Source organism: Methylobacterium phyllostachyos, assembly GCF_900103445.1.
GTDB classification, from domain to species: Bacteria; Pseudomonadota; Alphaproteobacteria; order Rhizobiales; family Beijerinckiaceae; genus Methylobacterium; species Methylobacterium phyllostachyos.
Window position 1 is genome coordinate 43,341 of record NZ_FNHS01000015.1, and the last position, 19,181, is coordinate 62,521.

General features: G+C 69.4%; 19 protein-coding genes. 10 read left to right on the top strand and 9 right to left on the bottom strand.

Features of this window, described 5'->3' with window-relative positions:
• Positions 1-468 precede the first annotated feature (468 nt).
• Positions 469-1,455 carry an extensin-like domain-containing protein gene (locus BLQ49_RS22340; protein WP_091720180.1) on the bottom strand — a complete coding sequence of 329 codons (987 nt, stop codon included), beginning with the start codon at positions 1,453-1,455 and terminating at the stop codon, positions 469-471.
• A gap of 109 nt (positions 1,456-1,564) precedes the next feature.
• Here BLQ49_RS22340 and BLQ49_RS22345 point away from each other — a divergent pair, with 109 nt between their 5' ends.
• Positions 1,565-2,794, top strand: a complete 1,230-nt coding sequence (locus BLQ49_RS22345; RefSeq protein WP_091719850.1) for an amidase — start codon at positions 1,565-1,567, stop codon at positions 2,792-2,794.
• Positions 2,795-2,931: 137 nt separating this feature from the next.
• Here the strand turns inward: BLQ49_RS22345 and BLQ49_RS22350 are convergent, their stop codons facing one another.
• The gene (locus BLQ49_RS22350; protein ID WP_208859095.1) at positions 2,932-4,077 is read right to left on the bottom strand and encodes an AI-2E family transporter; all 1,146 of its coding nucleotides are present in this window, start codon (positions 4,075-4,077) and stop codon (positions 2,932-2,934) included.
• A 203-nt stretch (positions 4,078-4,280) separates the two neighbouring features.
• Here BLQ49_RS22350 and BLQ49_RS29820 point away from each other — a divergent pair, with 203 nt between their 5' ends.
• Positions 4,281-4,430 (top strand): hypothetical protein, encoded by a 150-nt coding sequence (locus BLQ49_RS29820; protein WP_167627760.1) that lies wholly within the window; start codon positions 4,281-4,283, stop codon positions 4,428-4,430.
• Positions 4,431-4,436: 6 nt separating this feature from the next.
• Here BLQ49_RS29820 and BLQ49_RS22355 read toward each other — a convergent pair whose 3' ends face one another.
• Positions 4,437-4,904 (bottom strand): molybdenum cofactor biosynthesis protein MoaE, encoded by a 468-nt coding sequence (locus tag BLQ49_RS22355; RefSeq protein ID WP_091720185.1) that lies wholly within the window; start codon positions 4,902-4,904, stop codon positions 4,437-4,439.
• Positions 4,905-5,048: 144 nt separating this feature from the next.
• Here BLQ49_RS22355 and BLQ49_RS22360 point away from each other — a divergent pair, with 144 nt between their 5' ends.
• On the top strand, positions 5,049-6,068 hold the full coding sequence (locus tag BLQ49_RS22360) for a gamma carbonic anhydrase family protein (RefSeq protein WP_091719852.1): 1,020 nt from the start codon (positions 5,049-5,051) through the stop codon (positions 6,066-6,068).
• Positions 6,069-6,262: 194 nt separating this feature from the next.
• Here BLQ49_RS22360 and BLQ49_RS22365 read toward each other — a convergent pair whose 3' ends face one another.
• Positions 6,263-7,387 (bottom strand): alkene reductase, encoded by a 1,125-nt coding sequence (locus tag BLQ49_RS22365; protein ID WP_091719856.1) that lies wholly within the window; start codon positions 7,385-7,387, stop codon positions 6,263-6,265.
• Positions 7,388-7,639: 252 nt separating this feature from the next.
• On the opposite strand from BLQ49_RS22365, the gene BLQ49_RS22370 reads away from it, so the two are divergent.
• The 3 genes from BLQ49_RS22370 (at position 7,640) to BLQ49_RS22380 (ending at position 12,039) form a co-directional block, all read left to right on the top strand.
• Complete coding sequence (locus tag BLQ49_RS22370; RefSeq protein ID WP_091720187.1) at positions 7,640-8,812, top strand: zinc-dependent alcohol dehydrogenase; 1,173 nt, start codon at positions 7,640-7,642, stop codon at positions 8,810-8,812.
• Positions 8,813-9,427: 615 nt separating this feature from the next.
• Positions 9,428-11,272 (top strand): methyl-accepting chemotaxis protein, encoded by a 1,845-nt coding sequence (locus tag BLQ49_RS22375; protein WP_244507721.1) that lies wholly within the window; start codon positions 9,428-9,430, stop codon positions 11,270-11,272.
• A gap of 95 nt (positions 11,273-11,367) precedes the next feature.
• Positions 11,368-12,039: an SOS response-associated peptidase gene (locus tag BLQ49_RS22380; RefSeq protein WP_091719859.1), complete on the top strand. Its 672-nt coding sequence runs from the start codon at positions 11,368-11,370 to the stop codon at positions 12,037-12,039.
• Positions 12,040-12,052: 13 nt separating this feature from the next.
• Here the strand turns inward: BLQ49_RS22380 and BLQ49_RS22385 are convergent, their stop codons facing one another.
• Positions 12,053-12,313: a hypothetical protein gene (locus BLQ49_RS22385; protein WP_091719862.1), complete on the bottom strand. Its 261-nt coding sequence runs from the start codon at positions 12,311-12,313 to the stop codon at positions 12,053-12,055.
• Positions 12,310-12,612 (bottom strand): hypothetical protein, encoded by a 303-nt coding sequence (locus BLQ49_RS22390; RefSeq protein WP_244507722.1) that lies wholly within the window; start codon positions 12,610-12,612, stop codon positions 12,310-12,312. Before BLQ49_RS22390 ends, BLQ49_RS22385 begins: the two co-directional genes overlap by 4 nt.
• Positions 12,613-12,736: 124 nt before the next feature.
• Between BLQ49_RS22390 and BLQ49_RS29825 the strand changes: the two genes are divergently transcribed.
• Positions 12,737-12,898, top strand: a complete 162-nt coding sequence (locus BLQ49_RS29825) for a hypothetical protein (protein WP_167627761.1) — start codon at positions 12,737-12,739, stop codon at positions 12,896-12,898.
• Here BLQ49_RS29825 and BLQ49_RS22395 read toward each other — a convergent pair.
• Together BLQ49_RS22395 and BLQ49_RS22400 are read right to left on the bottom strand one after the other, a co-directional pair.
• Positions 12,892-13,524, bottom strand: coding sequence for a pyridoxamine 5'-phosphate oxidase family protein (locus tag BLQ49_RS22395; RefSeq protein ID WP_091720193.1), 633 nt, complete (start codon positions 13,522-13,524; stop codon positions 12,892-12,894). The genes BLQ49_RS29825 and BLQ49_RS22395 overlap by 7 nt on opposite strands.
• 50 nt (positions 13,525-13,574) lie before the next feature.
• On the bottom strand, positions 13,575-14,726 hold the full coding sequence (locus BLQ49_RS22400; protein ID WP_091720195.1) for a hypothetical protein: 1,152 nt from the start codon (positions 14,724-14,726) through the stop codon (positions 13,575-13,577).
• A gap of 349 nt (positions 14,727-15,075) precedes the next feature.
• Between BLQ49_RS22400 and BLQ49_RS22405 the strand changes: the two genes are divergently transcribed.
• The 3 genes from BLQ49_RS22405 to der all read left to right on the top strand — a co-directional run bounded on the left by BLQ49_RS22405 (position 15,076) and on the right by der (position 17,857).
• The gene (locus tag BLQ49_RS22405; RefSeq protein WP_091719866.1) at positions 15,076-15,687 is read left to right on the top strand and encodes an NnrU family protein; all 612 of its coding nucleotides are present in this window, start codon (positions 15,076-15,078) and stop codon (positions 15,685-15,687) included.
• Positions 15,688-15,773: 86 nt separating this feature from the next.
• Complete coding sequence (locus tag BLQ49_RS22410) at positions 15,774-16,484, top strand: tetratricopeptide repeat protein (RefSeq protein WP_091719869.1); 711 nt, start codon at positions 15,774-15,776, stop codon at positions 16,482-16,484.
• A 26-nt stretch (positions 16,485-16,510) separates the two neighbouring features.
• A complete protein-coding gene (gene der, locus BLQ49_RS22415; protein WP_091719872.1) occupies positions 16,511-17,857 on the top strand; it encodes a ribosome biogenesis GTPase Der in 1,347 nt (448 codons plus the stop codon).
• 149 nt (positions 17,858-18,006) lie between these two features.
• Here the strand turns inward: der and BLQ49_RS22420 are convergent, their stop codons facing one another.
• Entirely contained in the window at positions 18,007-19,125 is a 1,119-nt protein-coding gene (locus BLQ49_RS22420) for a carboxylate-amine ligase (RefSeq protein WP_091719874.1), read from the bottom strand.
• Positions 19,126-19,181 lie beyond the last annotated feature (56 nt).

Genomic DNA, 19,181 nt, shown 5'->3' on the forward strand with positions numbered 1-19,181 from the left:
GTTTGCAATGACCAGTCCTGCCCCATCTTCTCCCCTGAGACGGGGCGAAGCCGTCCAAAGAAGCCCGCTGGTCGCGCGATGCTGCAGGGCTCATCCAGGCCTGCGCCCGGTACCCTGTTTCAGCGCCCTATGCCTGGTGCATCCGTGCCCTCGGGAACAGCCGCTTCGGCCACCCCCTCCCGGAAGGAGGCAGGACTGTCGGATCGACGGCCCGGGGGCGTCGGGCAGCTCTTGAGCATGGCGTCGCGTCCTGCACGCCCGGGAGACGCGCCCCTGCGCGGCTCACCCGGGTCGAGGCGTCCGCGGAGATGCATCAGCGCCGGCCCGAGAATAACCGCCCGGATATCCGCCTGATCGGCCACCTGCCGGGATGAGTTGGAACAGCGGTGGCTCGGGATGCCACGGAGTTTCGGCAGGGCTTCCTTCTATCTGCCGTGCACGATCAGTATTCCGCAGTCCGATAGGCTCTCAGTAGATCGGTCCGGTGCCGGGCGTTGGTGCCCCCAACTGGAGCGGCTCATCGTAAGCCTCACCGGGGTCCTCCGGGACGGCGGCGACATGCGGCGCGGGGCGGGCCGGAGGCGCCGAGGTGTAGGACGTCGCCGCGGGCAGGCGCGCGGGGGCGCGGGCGACCTGCGTCGGGCTCGCTGCCTTCGACATCGGCGAGACGCCGTAGGGATCGTCCTCCTCGATATCCACCGGGGCCTGCGGGGCCGCGGGCTGGCGCGGCGGCGGGACAGGGCGCGACAGGGGCCGCTCGGCGCCGGTGCCGAGCTGCGGCGTGAACTTGATCAGCGGCTTGCAGATCCGGCGCAATCCGCGCGGGTCGTGCCGGGCGAGGTCCACGTGGATGTGGTCATAGTGGAACACGTTGGAGCCGGGGGCCAGCACCGTCGTGAAGCGCTGGCAGGCCCCGAGGAAGATCTCGCGCAGGAAACCCTGCTCGGCCTCGGTGCCGTGCCAGCCGCCCTTCACGGTGATCACGTGCCCGTCGGCGAGCTTCACCGACATGAGATCGATGGCGTTGCCGAAGCCGTGCTCCGAGAGCTTGGCACCGGGCTGGTTGTTGCGGCCGCGGCAGGAATACGAGCCTGCGCTGATCTCCGCCACCGGCACGCCGAAGTAGAGGTTGGCGGCGGGCTGGATCGTGTCGGCGAGCCACGCCTCGGCTTCGGCCAGAGCCGGGCAGCCGAGCGTCATCCGCTGCTTGAGCACGACGGAGCCGCCGCCGAGCCGCGTCACCCGGAACGGCTGCTGCATGCCGCAGGGACCCGGGCCGTCCATCGCCGCCACCGGCGTGATGAACTCGGTGGGTTCCACCAGCTTCTTGGCCAAGCAGACCTGCTCGGCCTGATCGCGCCACGGTTCGCGCCGCTCGAAATGGTTGATCGAGCACGCGGTGAGCCCCGCGCCGAACAGCGCCAGGGCCGATAACAGGGATACGCCACGCCACATGACCCGGACGATGCGCATGGTCGCGTAAAGCGTTCGTCAACGGCGTTTCCGGAATGCCGCGCCCTGTGGCTCTGTTGACAGAGACCCCTTCTGGAGCACTGAATACAAAATGCTCTCGCTCCTCGACCTCCGCGCCCGCATCGCAGCCGGCACCCTGACGCCCACGGGCGCGATCGACCTCTGCCGCGCGGCGATCGCCGCGCGCGAGCCGGCGTTGCGCGCCCTGGTCACCCTCGACGCGGCGCCAGCGATTCCGGAGACGGGGCCGCTCGCCGGCATCGCGGTGGGCGTGAAGGACATCATCAACAGCGCCGGCCTGCCGACGCAGATGGGCTCGCCGATCTACCAGGGGTGGCACCCGCGGGGGGATGCCGCCGTGGTGGCGCGGCTGAAGAGCCTGGGCGCGGTGGCGCTGGCCAAGACCACCACCACAGCCTTCGCCAGCAGCGATCCGACCGCGACGGTCAACCCGCACGATCCCGGCCACACGCCGGGCGGCTCGTCGGCGGGCTCGGCCGCGGCGGTCGGCGCCGGGATGCTGCCGCTGGCACTGGGCACGCAGACGGCCGGCTCGGTGATCCGGCCCGCGAGCTATTGCGGCTGCGCGGCGGTGAAGCCGTCCTTCCGACTGATTCCGACCGTGGGGGTGAAGACGTATTCCTGGGCGCTCGACACGGTGGGCCTGTTCGCCGCCGGTGTGGCGGATGTCGCCCATGCCCTGGCGTTGGCGACCGGCCGGTCCGAGATCGCGGGGGCCGAGCCGGGATCCGCGCCCCGCATCGGCCTCGTCCGCCTGGATTTCGCCGAGGCGCCGGAGCCGGAAGCCGAGACCGCCCTGACGCGCGCCCGGCAGGCGGCCGAACGCGCCGGTGCGCAGGTGACCGACCTGGCGCTGCCGCCGGAACTGGCGCAGGCCTGGGAGCGCCACCGCATCATCCAGAACTACGAGGGCCGGCTGGCGCTTGCCTGGGAGTACGATACGCAGGCCGAGGCCTTGCCGCCGCTCGTTCGGGCGCATCTCGATGCGGGCGCGGCGATCGCCCCGTCCGTCTATGACGATGCCCGCCGCCATGCCCACCGGGCCCGGCGGGTGTTCAAGGACCTGTTCGCCGATTACGACGCGATCCTGACCTTTTCCGCGCCGGGGCCGGCCCCCGCGACGCTCGCCTCGACCGGGGATCCGCGCTTCAACCAACTCTGGACGCTGATGGGCGTGCCCTGCGTGAACGTCCCGGTGCCGGGGGACCGGCTCCCGATCGGCGTTCAGGTGATCGGCCGCTTCGGCGATGACGGACGGGCGCTCGCCGTGGCCCGGATGATCGAGGACGCCCTGCGCTAGCACGGCACACCGGGGTTCTCGAAGGCCGAGCCCTTCGGCGGGGCGTCGGGGCGAAGCCCCGATGATCGGACTTCGCCCGATTCCAGGGTTCCACCCTGCCCCCCCCGAAAGGTCTCAGACCTCTCGAAACCGGGACCTTACGTGCTCGACTGCTCGTGGAGGGTGTCCTCGACGTAGAGCTGCTCCAGCAGGACCTTGATCACCGCCATCAGCGGCAGCGCCAGGGCGATGCCCCAGAGCCCGAAGATCACGCCGAGGATCAGCTGGCCGGCGAAGATCGTGGCCGGGGGGATGTCGAGGGCGCGCTTCTGGATGAAGGGCGTGAGGCCATAGCTCTCGAGGCACTGCACGGCGAGGTAGACACCCACCGCGCCGATCACCGCCTTGGTGCCGGAGGCCAGCGCAGCGAGCACGATCACGATGCCGGCCACGAGCGGGCCGACCGTGGGCACGAAGGCGAGCAGGCCCGCCTGGAGGCCCAGGATCAGCGCGCCGCCGATCCCCAGGAAGGCCAACCCCGCCCAGGTGCACAGGAAGATCACCGCCATGATGATCAGCTGGCCGAACAGCCAGTGCCGCAGGGTCTCGCCGGCCCCGTCGAGGACCTGTGACGCCCGCCAGCGCTTCTGCGGCGGCACGAAGCGGACCACACCATCGCGGTAGGCCTTCGGATCGGCCGCGAAGGCGAGCCCCAGGAAGGCGATGACCAGAAGGTTGCCCAGGGCGTCGAACAGCCCGAGGATCACCGCTGCCGCCGGCCCCAGAACGCTGCCGGCATCCGAGACGATCGAGCTGCTGCCCTTCAGGAGGCCGTTGGCGAGGCCGCCGAGCCCGCCCTCGCGCTGCCCGGATTCCGTCGAGCCGTCCTTGCCGCCCCCCTGCGGGGCGAAGCTCGGCACGTCGATCCCGCGCTCGGAGAGCCAGCCGGTCACCGTGCCGGCCTGATCCTTGATCGTGGTGCCGAGGTCGCGCCCCTGCTGCACGATCGTGGCGCCGCCATAGCTGCCGAATCCGATGGCCGCGGCGGCAACCGCGAGGCTGGCGATGGTGAGCCTCAGAGACCTGGGCAGGGGCAGGACGCGACCAATCCCGCGTGTCAGCCCATCCAGGAAGACGCCGAGCAGCACGCCGGCGAAGATCAGGAGCAGCGTGCCCACCGACATCCAGGCCAGCGCCAGCGCCGCCGCGAAGCAGACGACCGCGATGCCCGATGCGGCGAGCGCCGCCGTCCCGCGCCAGGGCCCGACCGGGCCTTCGAAATCCTGAAGCTTCCTGTCCAACATCATCGCTCCCGCGCCGCGGCCCCACGAACGCCGCGGTTCCACCCGGGTCAAGTGCGCCCGGCGCCGGATGTGCGCGGGGCCACCAACCATTTCCGCGTGGAACACTGCGCTCGACCCGACCCTGGATGGGACCGTGAGGCATCTCGCGCGTTGGTTGCGGTTGCCCGGCCGATCGAGGCGCCGGCCTCTACAGGAGACACGCGATGAGCGACCATTACGGCGAGACGCCGGTCCGTTCCCTCGGCCCCGGCCACACGGTCGATGGCGTCGATCAGCTCAGCAGCGTGGTCCTGATGGGCATCGCCATCGCCGGGGGTGCGCTCGCGGTGCTGCTCAACGCGCTGATCGTGTAAGGCGGCTCAGCTCCAGCGGCCGGCCGCGGCGTCGTCCTGCGCGGTCGCCGCAACCCAGGTCCCGGTGGTGCCGTCGGCCAAGTGCTCGCGCTTCCAGAACGGCGCCCGGGTCTTCAGATAGTCCATCAGGAAGCTCGCCGCCTCGAAGGCGGCGATCCGATGGCTGGAGGCGGTGATCACCAGCACGATGCCGTCGCCCGGGTGCACCCGCCCATACCGGTGAATCACCCGCAGGGCCTGGAGTGGCCAGCGCGACATGGCCTCGTCGGCGACCCGGAGGATCTCGGCCTCGGCCATCCCGGGATAGTGCTCGAGTTCCAAAGCCGCCAAGCGGCCGTCTTCGTCCCGGCACAGGCCCGTGAAGGTGACGACGGCGCCGGCCCGGCCGCCGAGATCGGAGCCGATCCGGGCGATCTCGGCCGCGGTGTCGAAGGGCTCGGCCTGGATGCCGATGCTCGGAACGGGCGCGCTCATGTTCCGGTCCATACGGGTCGGGGACGGCTCCGGCCAGCCCCCCGGCCTGTCACACCCGATCGTGCCTCTATATGACACGCTCAGCCGCGCCCTGCCGGTTCCGGGATGCGTTGTCCCAGACCGTCGGTGGAGAAGGATATCCGTGTGACCCCCGATCTCATCCTGCCCTATGACGGCGTCCAGCCCGACTTTGCGAGCCGGCCCGTCTGGTGCGGCCGCGGTAGCACGGTGATCGGTGCGGCCCGTATCGGCGCGCAGGCCTGGATCGGCGACGACGCTGTCATCCGGGCGGATGGGCAGAGCGTCACCCTCGGCGAGCGGTTCTGGCTCGGCCATCGCTCCACCGTCCACATCGCCACCCTGGTGCGGGGCACCCAGGTCGGCGACCGCGTGACCGTCGGGCGCAACAGCGTCGTGCATGCCTGCACGGTCGGCTCGGATGTCGTGATCGAGGACGACGTGGTGATCCTCGACGGGGCGGAGATCGGCGACGGCGCCGTGATCGAGGCCGGATCGACCGTCTTCCCACGGGCTCAGCTGCCCGGCGGCTACGCCTATGCGGGAAGCCCGGCGCGGCCGAAGCAGAAGGTGAATGCCGACGACGTCGCGGAGCGCGCCGAGCGCCTGCGCGAGCGGATGGGCGACGGGCCCACTCCGCCCGCCGGAGATCCGCCCGAGGTCGAGCCCAGCGTGTTCGTGGCCCGCACCGCAACCGTGCGCGGACGGGTGAGCCTGGGCGCCGGGTCGACCGTGCTGTTCTGCTGCGACCTCAACGCGGAGGCCGGGCCAATCGTGATCGGCGCCGACACCAACATCCAGGACAACACCGTGATCCGCACCCGCGGCGAGGGCGTGGTGATCGGGCGCGACACGACGATCGCCCATAACGTGCGGATCGCCGACAGCCGGATCGGCGCCCGCTCGCTCATCGGGATCGGTGCGGCGATCGCCCCCGGCACCCTGATCGCCGACGACGTGATGTTGGCAGCGGGCGCGACCACGGATCCCGGACAGATCCTTGAGGCCGGCTACCTCTGGGGTGGCCGCCCGGCGCGAATCCTGGCGCCCCTCGATGCCGAGAAGCGCGCCACGATGATCCGCATCGTCGAGGGCTATTGCCGGCATGGGCGGGAGTACCGGGCAGCCCAGGAGGCGCTGAGTTAGGGCCGGCCATCGTCGCCCCTGCCACCCGCCACCTTCATCCTGGGGTGCGAACCGAGCAGGCCTCGGAGGAAACCTTCGGTGGATGGCGCGCCCGGGGGGGGGCCCTCAGGCTTCCGCCGTGCCCCGGGCCACCTCAGGATGGGGGCGGGCCCGGGATCTCTGTGCACCGCGCGTGGAGCATCCGGATTTCGCGGTCAGACAGGTTCCCGGCGTCGCACGGGGACGGGCCCGTTGATGCCGGGCCAGTCGGAATAGCCGTTGGCGCCGCCACCGTACCAATAGGCCTTCGGTGCCTCGGCCACGGGCGCGCCGGTGGCGAACCGCTCCACCAGATCGGGATTGGCCAGATAGGGCCGCCCGAAGCTGAAGAGATCGGCCCGGCCCGCAGCCAGCTCTTTCTCGGCGAGGTCGAGGGTGAGCCCGTTATTGCCGATATAGGCGCCCTTGAAGCGGTGGCGCAGCGCGGCGAGGTCCACCCCCTCCGGCGCGTCCCGGGTCTGCTGCGTCACGCCCTCGATCGCATGGACGTAGAGCAGGCCGAAGCCATTGAGCGCGTCGATATAGGCCCCGTAGGTGGCGTTCGGGTCCGAATCCAGGGGCGTCTCGCCGGGCTGCGTCGTGGCGGGCGAGATCCGGATGCCGACGCGTTCACCGCCGCCCCACACGTCGGTGACGGCCTGGACCACCTCAAGAGGGAAGCGCAGGCGGTTCTCGATGGAGCCGCCGTAACGGTCGGTCCGCCGGTTGGTCGAATCGCGGACGAACTGCTCCAGCAGGTAGTTGTTGGCCGAGTGGATCTCGACCCCGTCGAACCCGGCCCGCTTGGCGTTCTCCGCCGCCCGGCGATAATCGGCCACGATGCCCGGGATCTCGTCCGTCTCCAGGGCCCGCGGCGTCACGTGGGGCTTCATGCCCTCGCGGGTGAAGGCGGTCCCCTCCGGCTTGATCGCCGAGGCCGAGACCGGAGGTTTCCCGCCCGGCTGCAGGTCCGGATGCGAGATCCGACCGGTGTGCCAGAGCTGGAGGAAGATCAGCCCGTCATTGGCATGGACCGTCCGGACGATCCGGGACCAGCTCTCCACCTGCGCGTCGGACCAGATACCGGGCGTATAGGCGTAGCCCACGGCCTGGGGCGAGATGTTGGTTGCCTCCGCGATGATCAGGCCGGCGCTCGCCCGCTGGCCGTAATAGTCGGCGGCGAAATCCGGCGGCACGCCGTCATTGTCCGAGCGGCTGCGGGTGAGCGGCGCCATCACGATACGATTTTTGAGGTTCAGGGCACCGATCGTGACGGGCTGAAGGATCGGACTGTTCGGCATCGGGGCTCCCGCTCCGGGCTGCAGGTGGACGGGCGCCAGTGCTTGCGACACCGCATCGTCACGAAGCGCCGGAGCGCCCCGCCGAGCCGACAACCCAGCACGACCGGGGCGGGGTTCCGCGGAGGATGCGCATCTCCGACGCACCCCTCGGCGAATCGTCGACAGACCGGAACTTGGCCGCACCGCGCCAGGCTTAACCGAAACGATGGCCGCGTTCGGCCCTCACCTCACCAACATGTGGAGCTCCTCGCCATGAAGGCACTGTGCTGGCACGGCCGCAACGATATCCGCTGCGACACGGTCCCGGACCCGAAGATCGAGGATTCCCGCGACGTGATCATCAAGGTGACGAGCTGCGCGATCTGCGGCTCGGACCTCCACCTGATGGACGGGCTGATGCCCACCATGGAGAGCGGTGACGTGCTCGGCCATGAATTCATGGGCGAGGTCGTCGAGGTCGGCCAGGGCTTCACCAAGTTCAAGAAGGGCGACCGGATCGTCGTGCCCTTCAACATCAATTGCGGCTCATGCCGGCAGTGCAAGCTCGGCAACTACTCCGTGTGCGAGCGCTCGAACCGCAACGCCGAGATGGCGGCGGCGCAATTCGGCTACACGACCGCCGGGCTGTTCGGCTATTCGCACCTCACCGGCGGCTACGCGGGCGGACAGGCCGAGTACGTGCGCGTGCCCATGGCGGACGTCGCGCCCATGACGGTGCCGGACGGCATGGACGATGAGTCGGTCCTGTTCCTCACCGATATTCTGCCCACCGGCTGGCAGGGCGCCGAGCACTGCGAGATCCAGGGCGGCGAGACCATCGCGATCTGGGGTGCGGGGCCGGTCGGCATCTTCGCGATCCAGTCGGCCAAGATCATGGGCGCCGAGCGTATCATCGCCATCGAGACGGTGCCCGAGCGCATTGCGCTCGCCCGAAAGGCGGGGGCCACCGACGTCATCGACTTCATGAACGAGGACGTGTTCGAGCGGATCAAGGAGATCACCAAGGGCCAGGGCGCCGACGGCGTGATCGACTGCGTCGGCATGGAGGCGAGCGCCGGCCATGGCGGCATCACCGGCATGCTCTCCACGGTGCAGGAGAAGCTCACCGCCACGGAGCGGCCCTACGCGCTGGCCGAGGCGATCAAGGCGGTCCGTCCCTGCGGCATCGTCTCGGTGCCCGGCGTCTATGGCGGGCCGATCCCGGTCAACATGGGCTCGATCGTGCAGAAGGGCCTGACCCTGAAGAGCGGCCAGACCCACGTGAAGCGCTACCTTGAGCCGCTGACCAAGCTGATCCAGGAGGGCAAGATCGACACGACCCTCCTGATCACGCACCGCTCGCAGAACCTCGAAGAGGGGCCGGATCTCTACAAGACCTTCCGTGACAAGAAGGACGGCTGCGTGAAGGTGGTGTTCCACCTCTGAACCGGCAGGGGCGAACGCCCCGAAGCGGGAACGAAGCGCGCTCTCCACCGAAGCGGCCACCGGTTCCGCGCTGGGGAGCGCGCCGAGACAAAAGCCGAGAGCCGTGCGCGGTTGCAACGCGATCCGGCACGGCTCCAACAGGCAACCGGGCGGCGGTGAACCGCCCGGTTGCCCATGATGCCGCCCTGTGCCGAACCGGATTGCGTAGGCCGCCACCGGCACGCCTCATGGGTGTGGAGGCATGACGTCTGTCCTGCTGCGCAGATCCGGATCTTAGGCCCCGCAGCGATAAGCGCCCCACGCATGCCTGCTCTTCATTCGCCCACAACGTGTATCACTCCGGATTGCCCGCTACTTATAGAATAAAAGCCGGCGCATATTTGATTTGTAATGATTTTAATCTAGCTGCTCGATATCTATTTTATAATGATAACGAGATGCTACGCCATCAAAACAATCTTATAAAACTCAGATTTCCCCAAATTTGATTTGCTTACCTTGAAATTTTCAAAATGTGATACCAGATTCCACGCCCGACGCGTATTGTTATCTATGATTCAAGGATCCGTCTCGATCCTCGAGAGAGGCAACACTGCGGAGGGAGGATTATTTCTAATGGCCATCATGTTCGATCGAAGCATCACATCGAAAATCAAGGCTTTGGACCGCTCTCAAGCTGTCATCGAGTTCAACCTCGATGGAACGATCCTGACGGCCAACCAGAATTTCTGTGATGCGCTCGGCTATCGACTCGAGGAGATCCGCGGCAAGTCGCACGCCCAACTCGTTGATCTGGCCTATCGCGACAGCGAGGCCTACCGGGCGTTCTGGGCAGCGCTGCGGGGCGGCACGTTCCAGGCGGGCGAGTTCAAGCGCATCGGCAAGGACGGGCGCGAGGTCTGGCTCCAGGCCACCTACAACCCGATCCTCGGCCGCGGCGGCAAGCCGGTCCGGGTTGTCAAGTTCGCCAGCGACGTCACCGAGCAGGTGCAACGCACGATCGCCTACGAGGGCCAGATCCAGGCTATCGACCGCTCGCAGGCCGTGATCGAATTCAAGGTCGATGGAACGATTCTCACCGCCAACGAGAACTTCCTCACCGTTATGGGCTACCGCCTTGAGGAGATCGTCGGCCGGCACCACAGCCTGTTCATCGAGGCCGCGGCTCGTGACAGCGCCGACTACCGAACCTTCTGGAGCCGCCTGGCCAGCGGCCAGTACGAGATGGCGGAGTTCCGGCGCGTCGCCAAGGACGGCCACATCGTCCACATTCAGGGATCGTACAATCCGGTCTTCGACCGCGACGGGCGGCTTCTCAAGATCGTCAAGTTCGCCACCGATGTCACCGAGCAGGTGGTCCGCACCATCGCGTATGAGGGGCAGATCAAGGCCATCAACCGGTCGCAGGCCGTGATCGAGTTTGCCGCCGACGGGACGATCCTCACGGCGAACGAGAACTTCCTCACCGTGCTGGGCTATCGCCTGGACGAGATCGTCGGCCGTCATCACAGCCTGTTCATCGAGCCGGCGGCCCGCGAGAGCCCGGAATACCGCACCTTCTGGAGTCGTCTGGCCGGCGGTCAGTACGAGATGGACGAGTTCCGGCGCGTCGCGAAGGACGGCCATATCGTCCACATCCAGGGATCGTACAATCCGGTCTTCGACCGCGACGGGCGGCTCCTCAAGATCGTCAAGTTCGCCACCGACGTCACGCCCCTGGCGCAGGATCGGGAGCACCGCGCCGAGCTGCAGGGCGCCATCGTGCGCGATCTGAACGCCATCGCGGAAGCCTCGTCGAGCGTTTCCCAGCAGGCCGAGCAGGCGGCAAGCTCCTCGACACAGGTCTCCAGCGAGATCCAGGCTGTTGCCTCCGGAGCCGAAGAACTCGCAGCCTCGGTCTCTGAGATCAGCGGTCAGGTGGTGCAGGCCTCGCAGATTTCCGGACAGGCGGTCGATCAGGCGAAGGCGACGCAGGCGATCATCGGCGGCCTCAGCGAGGCGGCCACACAGATCGGCGAGGTCGTGGCGCTGATCCAGAGCATCGCGGCGCAGACGAACCTGCTCGCGCTCAACGCCACCATCGAGGCCGCGCGCGCCGGCGACGCGGGAAGGGGCTTCGCGGTGGTCGCCGCCGAGGTGAAGGAGCTGGCGAACCAGACGGCCCGGGCGACCGAGCAGATCGGCTCGCAGATTGCCGGGACCCAGGACGCCACCCGGGAGGCCGTGGAGGCAATCGGCGCGATCCAATCCACGATCGTGCGGCTCAATGAGGTCGCCAGTGCGATCTCCACGGCCGTGGAGCAGCAATCCGCCGTCACGCGCGAGATGTCGGCGAACATGCAGACGGCGGCACAGGGGGTCGGTGCAATCACCAGCGGCCTGGGCCTCATCGCCCAATCGGCCGTGGAGGCGGACCAAGCCACGCAGAAGCTGCGCACCGCCGCCCAGAGCCTCGCATAACCACCGGCCACAACCGTCGGTGTTGACGACCCTACGCCCTGCGCCGAGAAGGCGCGGGGTCCCGGATACGGGACCGGGATGGGCGGGACTGCGCGATGTGCAACCTCTACAGCCTGCGCACCGGCCCGGCGGCTTTGCGCCGCGCCTTCGGGATCGCGGACGACCGCACCGGCAACCTGCCGCCCCTGCCGGCGATCTTCCCCGACCAGATGGCCCCGGTGGTGCGCAACGGTGCGGCCGGCCGGGAGCTCGCGATGCTGCGCTGGGGCCTGCCTGGCCCGAAGGCGTTCGGCGAGCAGCCCATCACCAACGTGCGCAACGTCGCGAGCCCGCATTGGCGGCCCTGGCTTGGGCCGGCGCACCGCTGCCTCGTGCCGGCAACCGCGTTCAGCGAGTATGCCGACACGAAGCCGCGCAAGACCCCGGTCTGGTTCGCCCTGGAGGAGGACAGGCCGCTCTTCGCGTTCGCGGGGATCTGCCGGCCCTGGACCGGCGTGCGCGGGACGAAGCGCGAGAACCCGGACCGCGTTGAGGCCGAGCACATGCTGTTCGCCTTCCTGACCACGGAGGCAAACGGCGTCGTCGGCCCGGTTCACCCGAAGGCGATGCCGGTCCTGCTCACGAGCCCGGAGGAATGGGCAACCTGGCTCGAAGCCCCGACCGCGGAGGCGCTCCGTCTCCAGCGTCCGCTATCGGATTCGGCGATGCGGGAGGTCGCCCGCGGCCCGCGCTCCGACGGGCCCGAATCGGAGTCGGACGGGACCTGACGTCCGGCCGCGATTACTGAACCGGGCCGCCGTCGCGCGCCTGGAGCAGGCGGATCGCCTCGGCCAGGACCGCGTGCAGATCCGCTGCGCCCTGCGCGCTGAGCGGCAGGCCGACCCGCTGGCCGTGGATCGTGTCGAGCACGACCATGGCGAGATCCTCGCCGATCAGCAGGCTGGGCTTCGGCAGGCAGAGCGGCAGGACGAAATCGCCCTCCGCTTGACCCAGCACGTCCACCGCATCGGTCGGGCGGAAAGGGGGTTTTGCGTCGGTCATCGGGGCTCTCCCCTGTCATCCCGGTCCGGCAGGCGCAGCGACCGGACCGTCAGCGTGTCGATCTCAAGCGACCCGACCTCCAGCGCCCCTACACGGGCGCGGCCGACCGACAGGCGGCCGATCGCGAAGGCCCCGATCGCCACCGCCCCGAAGGCCGCGGCTCCGAGCGCGAGCGCGCCCAGCGCCGAGGCGCCCATCGCCCCGGCCCCGACGGCGCCTGTCCCGAGCACCGCCGTGTCCTCTGTGAGGGGCGCAGCCGCGCGCCCACGCCTATCCTGGGGCATCCTCGATGCGCGCATGCGGCCCCCTCTCGCGGCGGTTCGGAGGGCCTGTATAGCCGATGTTAACCGGGCTTTCACGTGATCCGGCCGACGCTGGCGCCTCTTCAACCGCGCATCCGCTTGAGCCGAGAGGACGCCGCCCGTGTCGCACCTGCTCCAGCCCCTCGCGATCTTCGCCTGCGGCTGCCTGCTGATCCATGCGGGTCGCGCCTATGCCCGCGCCACCACGATGCTGCTCTCGGCCACCGCCCTGACGCTGAGCGTGACGCTGGGCACCCTGCTCTGCCAGCGGATCGGTCAGTAGAGCCGCGTCCGGTAGGCATCGGCGATCGAGGCCTCGGCCTCCACGACCGTCGCGGCCGCGGTCTGCTCGGCGAGGATGCGGCCGAGGCTCGGGAAGGTATCGCGCGGGACGTGCCGCGCCGGGTCCCACAGCTGCGAGCGGATGATCGCCTTGCCGCACTGGAAGAACGCCTCCCGCACCTGCACCAGCAGGCCGGCTTTCGGCACCTTGCCGTCGGCCACCAGGGGTTCGAGCAGGGCCGGATCCCGCGCCAGGGCGGCCGTGCCGTTCACCCGCAGGGTCTCGTTGATCCCCGGTACGAGGAAGATCAGCCCGAGCCCAGGGCACCCGAGCAGGTTGACGAACGTGTCGATCCGGTTGTTGCCGCGCCGGTCCGGGATCACCAGGGTGCGGTCATCGGGGACGGCCACGAAGCCAGGGGCGTCCCCGCGGGGGCTGGCATCGACGTTGCCGGCCGCATCGGCGCTGGCCACCACCAGGAAGGGCGAGAGGGCGATGAACCGCCGCGCATAGGCGTCGAGGTGGTCCAGCACCTTGTGGGCGGCGAGCGGTCCCACGGCGCCGAACTGCGCGCGCAGATCCGCTTCATCACAAGCCGCGGGGGAAGCGGGCGTTACAGCATCCATCGGCACCTCATCGCGCAGAGCCTCGAACTCACGCGGCGGAGGAGGCAACGTCAAGGCCAGACCCGGATCGCCACCGGGCGCCGCAGCAGGTCCCGATCCGAGGTGATGGTGCAGCCCTCGGTCCGCAGGCTGGCATAGGTGAGGAGCGCCGTGTCGCCGACATCGTCGAAATTGCGCCCCTTCGCGTCCGGATCGAGCAGCGACGGGTAGGCGATCAGCGGTCCGGTCGCGGTGCAGGGATCGTCGTAGAGGGTCGCGCCCGCAACGAGCAGGCGGGGCTGGTCCCAGGTGATCAGGTCGCGGGAGCTGGTCCAGTAGAAGCCCGATCGCGAAAAGCCGTCACCGGCCTTGGCCATGAACACCGCGATCCAGGCGCCCGAGCCCCGGTGCCGGACCACGGCGCCGACCGGCCCCGGGAACGGCCCGACCGGCTGGCAGGTGGCGGGTTTTGGCACAGGTGCCCGATAGGGATCCGGGAAGGCGGCGGTGAAGCCGGTGCCGGTCCAGGCCCGCCAGCGGGTCGGGTCGGCGGGATCGTCGCTGCGGAACAGGCAGACGCCCGCCTCCTGATCGCTCCCCGGGCGGCTCCAGCCGGTGGTCGAGGCAAGGAAGTAGCGCCAGCGCCCGTCCGCCACGATGTTCGACGGGTTGAAGAAACCCCGGTGGTGCCCCTGGTCGATCTCCTGCCGGAACGGAGCGCCGGCCACCACGACGGGTGGGTGTTTACGCGTGAAGCTGCGGCCACCATCCGCGGAGGCGGCGGCCGTGATCGTGTTGTACCAGCAGGCCATGTAGGTGCCCGCCGGGCAGCGGCCGGGATGCTCGTTGGCCTGATACTCGTGGTGGAGGAGCGCGGCGACGTGGGTGCCGTCCTCGGTCCAAGTGGCGGTGATCCAGGAGCGGTCGTCGTAGGCGGCCGGGTCCGACTTCTCGCCGGAATCGAGCACGATTGTGCAGTCGAGCTTCAGATGGTCGAGATCCGGGCCCCGCAGAGCCCGGTTGCGGTAATGCATGCCGTAGAGCGCCACCGCGCCGGACGCTTCGCGGAAGGCGCGGGCCGGGGCGTCCGGAACATCGGCGCCGTCGCAGGCATCGCGGCCGGCCTTGAAGACGATCGACGGCGGGCCGACCAGGGTGAGGGCCGAGAGCGGGGGATCGGATGCGGCAAGGGCTGGGAAAGGTAAGATGGCGAGGAGCAGCAGTGCCGGACATGTGAAGCGCGACGCCCTCCCTCCCCCCTTTGCGGGGGAGGGTGGCCCCTGCGTCAGCAGGGGTCGGGAGAGGGGAACCCGGCTTCCGAAAGGACCGCGACCTTCGTGAAGGCCAAGGTCTTCTTCTGCACCGTCGCTCCCCTCTCCCGACCCGCTTCGCGGGCCACCCTCCCCCGCAGAGGGGGGAGGGATAGTCCCGCGGCGATCCCCGACGACCCGATCCGCCAAGCCCATGGCACCTATCCGGCTGCGTCCCGGCCGCGCCTGGACAAACAGGCTGAGATTCGCTTGAGAACCATTACAGAGTGCTTGCACTTCACTGGCCCGCCAAGAGTCTCCCATGGTTCTCCTGATCCTCGGGCTCGTGCTGTTCCTCGGCACGCATGCCTTCTCGATGGCCCGTACCCGGCGCGCCGCGATCGTCGGCCGGATCGGCGAGAACCGCTACAAGCTCGGCTACACCGCCCTGTCGCTGCTCGGGCTCGTACTGATTGGAATCGGCTTCCACGATTACCGGCTGAATGGCTACATCCAGGTCTGGGATCCGCCGGTCTGGACGCGCCACCTCGCGCTGACGCTGGTGCTGCTCGCCTTCATCTGCCTCGCCGCCGCCTACCTGCCGGGCCATATCCGCGCCAAGGCCAAGCATCCGATGCTGCTCGCCGTGAAGATCTGGGCGACGGCGCATCTGCTGGCCAACGGTGATCTCGGCTCAATGCTGCTGTTCGGCGGCTTCCTGGCCTGGGCGGTGACGGCGCGGATCAGCGCCAAGCGCCGCGCCCTCGCGCCGGGAGCGGTGGCAGCTCAGCATGGCGGTCCCGCGGCGGCACCCCATGGCTGGCGCAACGACATCCTGGCGGTGGTGATCGGCACCGCTGCGTGGTTCGTCTTCGCCCGCTACCTGCACTACCCGGTGATCGGCGTGCCGGTCTGGCCGGGCACGACGGCCTGACTGTCGCCAACCCGGCGCCCGTGTGTTAGGCGCGGGGCCCGATCGCGCTACGAGGTGGGCCGCCGGCAGGGGTGGCCCGGGATTGAATGGCCGAGAACAACGAGTTCCTTCGCGAAGTCGACGAGGATTACCGCCGCGACCGGATCCTCCAGATCTGGAAGCGCTACAGCGGCGTGATCATCGCGCTCGCCGTGCTCCTCGTGGCCGGTGTCGCGGGCTGGCGCTACTGGCAGGCCCAGCAGCGCGCCGCCGCCGAGACGGCTTCCGTCCAGTTCGACGACGCCAACCGCCTCGCCAAGGACGGCAAGGTCGCGGAGGCCGACAAGGCGTTCGACGCCATCGAGGCGCAGGCCCCCGCCGGTTACCGGCTGCTCGCCCGCTTCCGCGCGGCGGCCGAGACCGGCAAGCGCGACCCGGCGGCGGGCGCGGCCGACTTCGACAAGCTCGCCGACGATACCGGCCTCGGCGACGGCCTGCGCGACCTCGCCCGCCTGCGCGCGGCCCTGCTGCGGCTCGACGGGCCGAACCCGGATCCGGCGCTCGCCAACCTCCAGGGTCTGGCCGCCGGCACGCCGTTCCGCCACACTGCCCGTGAGATGCTGGGGCTGGCCGCCCTGAAGAAGGGCGACTACGAGGAGGCCGGCCGCTGGTTCGACCAGATCGTGGCCGATCCCGAGACCCCGCGGGCCCTGCGCGATCGGATCGAGGTCTACGCGGCCATCGTGGCGGGTGGTCCCGTCACAGTGACCGAGGCCAAGCCCGAGCCCGCCGCACCGCCCCCGCCGATCACGCGCTGATTTCTTCGAACTTTTCGAGACCTATCATGGACATGCCGACCGTCGCGATCGTCGGGAGGCCGAACGTCGGCAAATCGACCCTGTTCAACCGCCTCGTGGGCAAGAAGCTCGCGCTGGTCGATGACCGCCCGGGCGTGACCCGCGACCGGCGCGAGGGTGACGTCACCTTCGGCGGCCTCCAGTTCCGGGTGATCGACACCGCCGGCCTTGAGGAAGCGGACGAGAAGACCCTCACCGGCCGGATGCGGATGCAGACCGAGGCGGCGATCCTGGCCGCCGACGTGGTGCTGTTCGTGATCGATGCTCGCGCTGGTGTGCTGCCGGCCGACCAGCCCTTCGCCGAACTGGTGCGCCGGGCCGGCTGCCCGGTGATCCTGATCGCCAACAAGGCCGAGGGCGGCACCGGTCTCGCCGGGGCCTACGAGGCCTTCACCCTCGGGCTCGGCGACCCGATCCCGTTTTCGGCGGAGCACGGCGAGGGCCTGGGCGAGTTGCACGAGGCGCTCAAGGGCGTCCTGCCCCAGCGTGACGACGAAGATGAAGACGCCGACGCCCCCGGCGGCCGTTCCCTCAAGGTTGCCATCGTCGGCCGGCCGAATGCCGGCAAGTCGACCCTGATCAACCGCATGCTCGGCGAGGAGAGGCTGCTCGTCGGCCCCGAGGCCGGCATCACCCGCGACTCGATCTCTCTGGACTGGGAGTGGCGCGGGCGGCGGATCAAGCTCCACGACACGGCGGGCATGCGCCGCCGGGCCCGGATCGACGACAAACTCGAAAAACTCGCGGTCTCGGACGGCTTGCGCGCCGTGCGCTTCGCCGAGGTGGTGGTGGTGCTCCTCGACGCCACGATCCCGTTCGAGAAGCAGGATCTCACCATCGTCGATCTCGTGGAGAGCGAGGGCCGCGCTTTGGTGATCGGCCTCAACAAGTGGGACCTCGTGGCCGACCAGCCGGGTCTGCTCAAGCAGTTGCGCGAGGATTGCACCCGGCTGCTGCCGCAGGTGCGCGGCGTTGCGGTGGTGCCGCTCTCCGGGCTGGCCGGCGACGGTGTCGACAAGCTGATGCAGGCGGTGGTCCAGGCCTCGGAGGTCTGGGACCGGCGCATCTCGACCTCGCGCATCAACGACTGGCTGAACGAGGCGACCTCGCGCAATCCGCCCCCGGCGGTGTCGGGCCGGCGGATCAAGATCCGCTACGCCACGCAGGTGAAGAGCCGGCCGCCGCATTTCGCGCTGTTCGGCAACCAGCTGAACGCCCTGCCGAAATCCTACACCCGCTACCTCGTGAACGGCCTGCGCGAGGCGTTCGACCTGCCGGGCACGCCGATTCGCCTGTCCTTGCGGACCTCGCAGAACCCGTTCGACAAGGGCTGATCCGGGATACCGGGCGAATCGCGCCGTCCTTGCGAGCGGAGCGAAGCAACCCAGTCGGCGCTACGTTCACGGATGTCGCGCAACCGCGGGTCCCTTCTCCCCGGGCGTGATGACGGTGCGAGTCTTCAGCCGAGGTTCCGCAAGCCCCTTCAGCGGGCCGCCTTTGCAATCCAGTCCACTGCCGCTGCCAGCGCGGCGCGCTCGTCCTTCCCTTCAGCCAGCGCGCCTTCGTAGGCAGCGAGCTGGCCGTCCGCGCTCGTTCCCTCCGTGACGATGGTCCGGGCGCGGTCGACGTCGGCGGCGCAGTCCAGGGCTTCGGCATCCTCCTCCACCAGGGCGAGCACCGCTTCCAGCGCCTCAGCGAACGGAACGGCTTCGCCCCGCGCCTCATCGATCAGCGTCGCCTGGACACCGCTGTGCTGGGCGCGCCAGAGATTCTCCGAAGCCAGGGCCCGCGAGACGCCGTCGAGCCCGGCATGGAGGTCCGGCCGGCGCACACAGAGCCGCACGAGGCAGCGGAACAGCGCGGCGATGCAGAGCGAATCGTCGAGCCGCGTGCAGGCATCGGCGATGCGCAGTTCCAGGGTCGGGAACTTGATCGAGGGGCGCAGGGACCACCACAGGAAGCTTGCATCCGCGATGGCGCCCGAGCGGGTCATGATGTCCACGAATCGCGCATGGGCGGCCGAGTCCGAAAAAATCTCCGGCAGGCCGGTGCGGGGCAACTCGCCGAACACGCTGAGCCGGTAGGCGCGCAAGCCCGTCGCCTCGCCCTGCCAGAACGGCGAGGAGGCCGACAGGGCGAGCAGCAGCGACTGGAACGGCAGCAGCCGGTTCATCAGGTCGATGCGGGCGTCCGGGTCCGGCACCTCCACGTGAACATGCATGCCGCAGATCAGCGCTCGCCGGGCCGCGATGCCGACATCCGACAGGATGCCCTGGTAGCGCGCCCCGTCGGTGGCAGTCTGGCGCGACCAGCGGGCCAGGGGATGGGTGCCGCAGGCCAAAAGCAGCAGGCCGTTCTCGGCAGCGATGCCGGCGAGCTGCGCCCGCTGGCCGCCAAGGTTCTCCCGGGCGGCCGCCACGTCGGTGAGCGGCGGTGTGCAGACCTCGACCTGCGCGGCCACCAGCTCGCGCCCGGTCTCGGGCAGCTCGGCCTCTACCCGCGCGTGGAAGGCCGCGAGGTCGCCACGCGGCGTGCCGCGGGTCTCGGCATCGGCGAGGAAGTATTCCTCCTCGATGCCGAAGCGGTAGCTGGGGGCGCTCATCGTGGTCTCCGGCGGTCCAGCCCATGGAGATAGCGGGCGCAGCGATTGTTTCGACG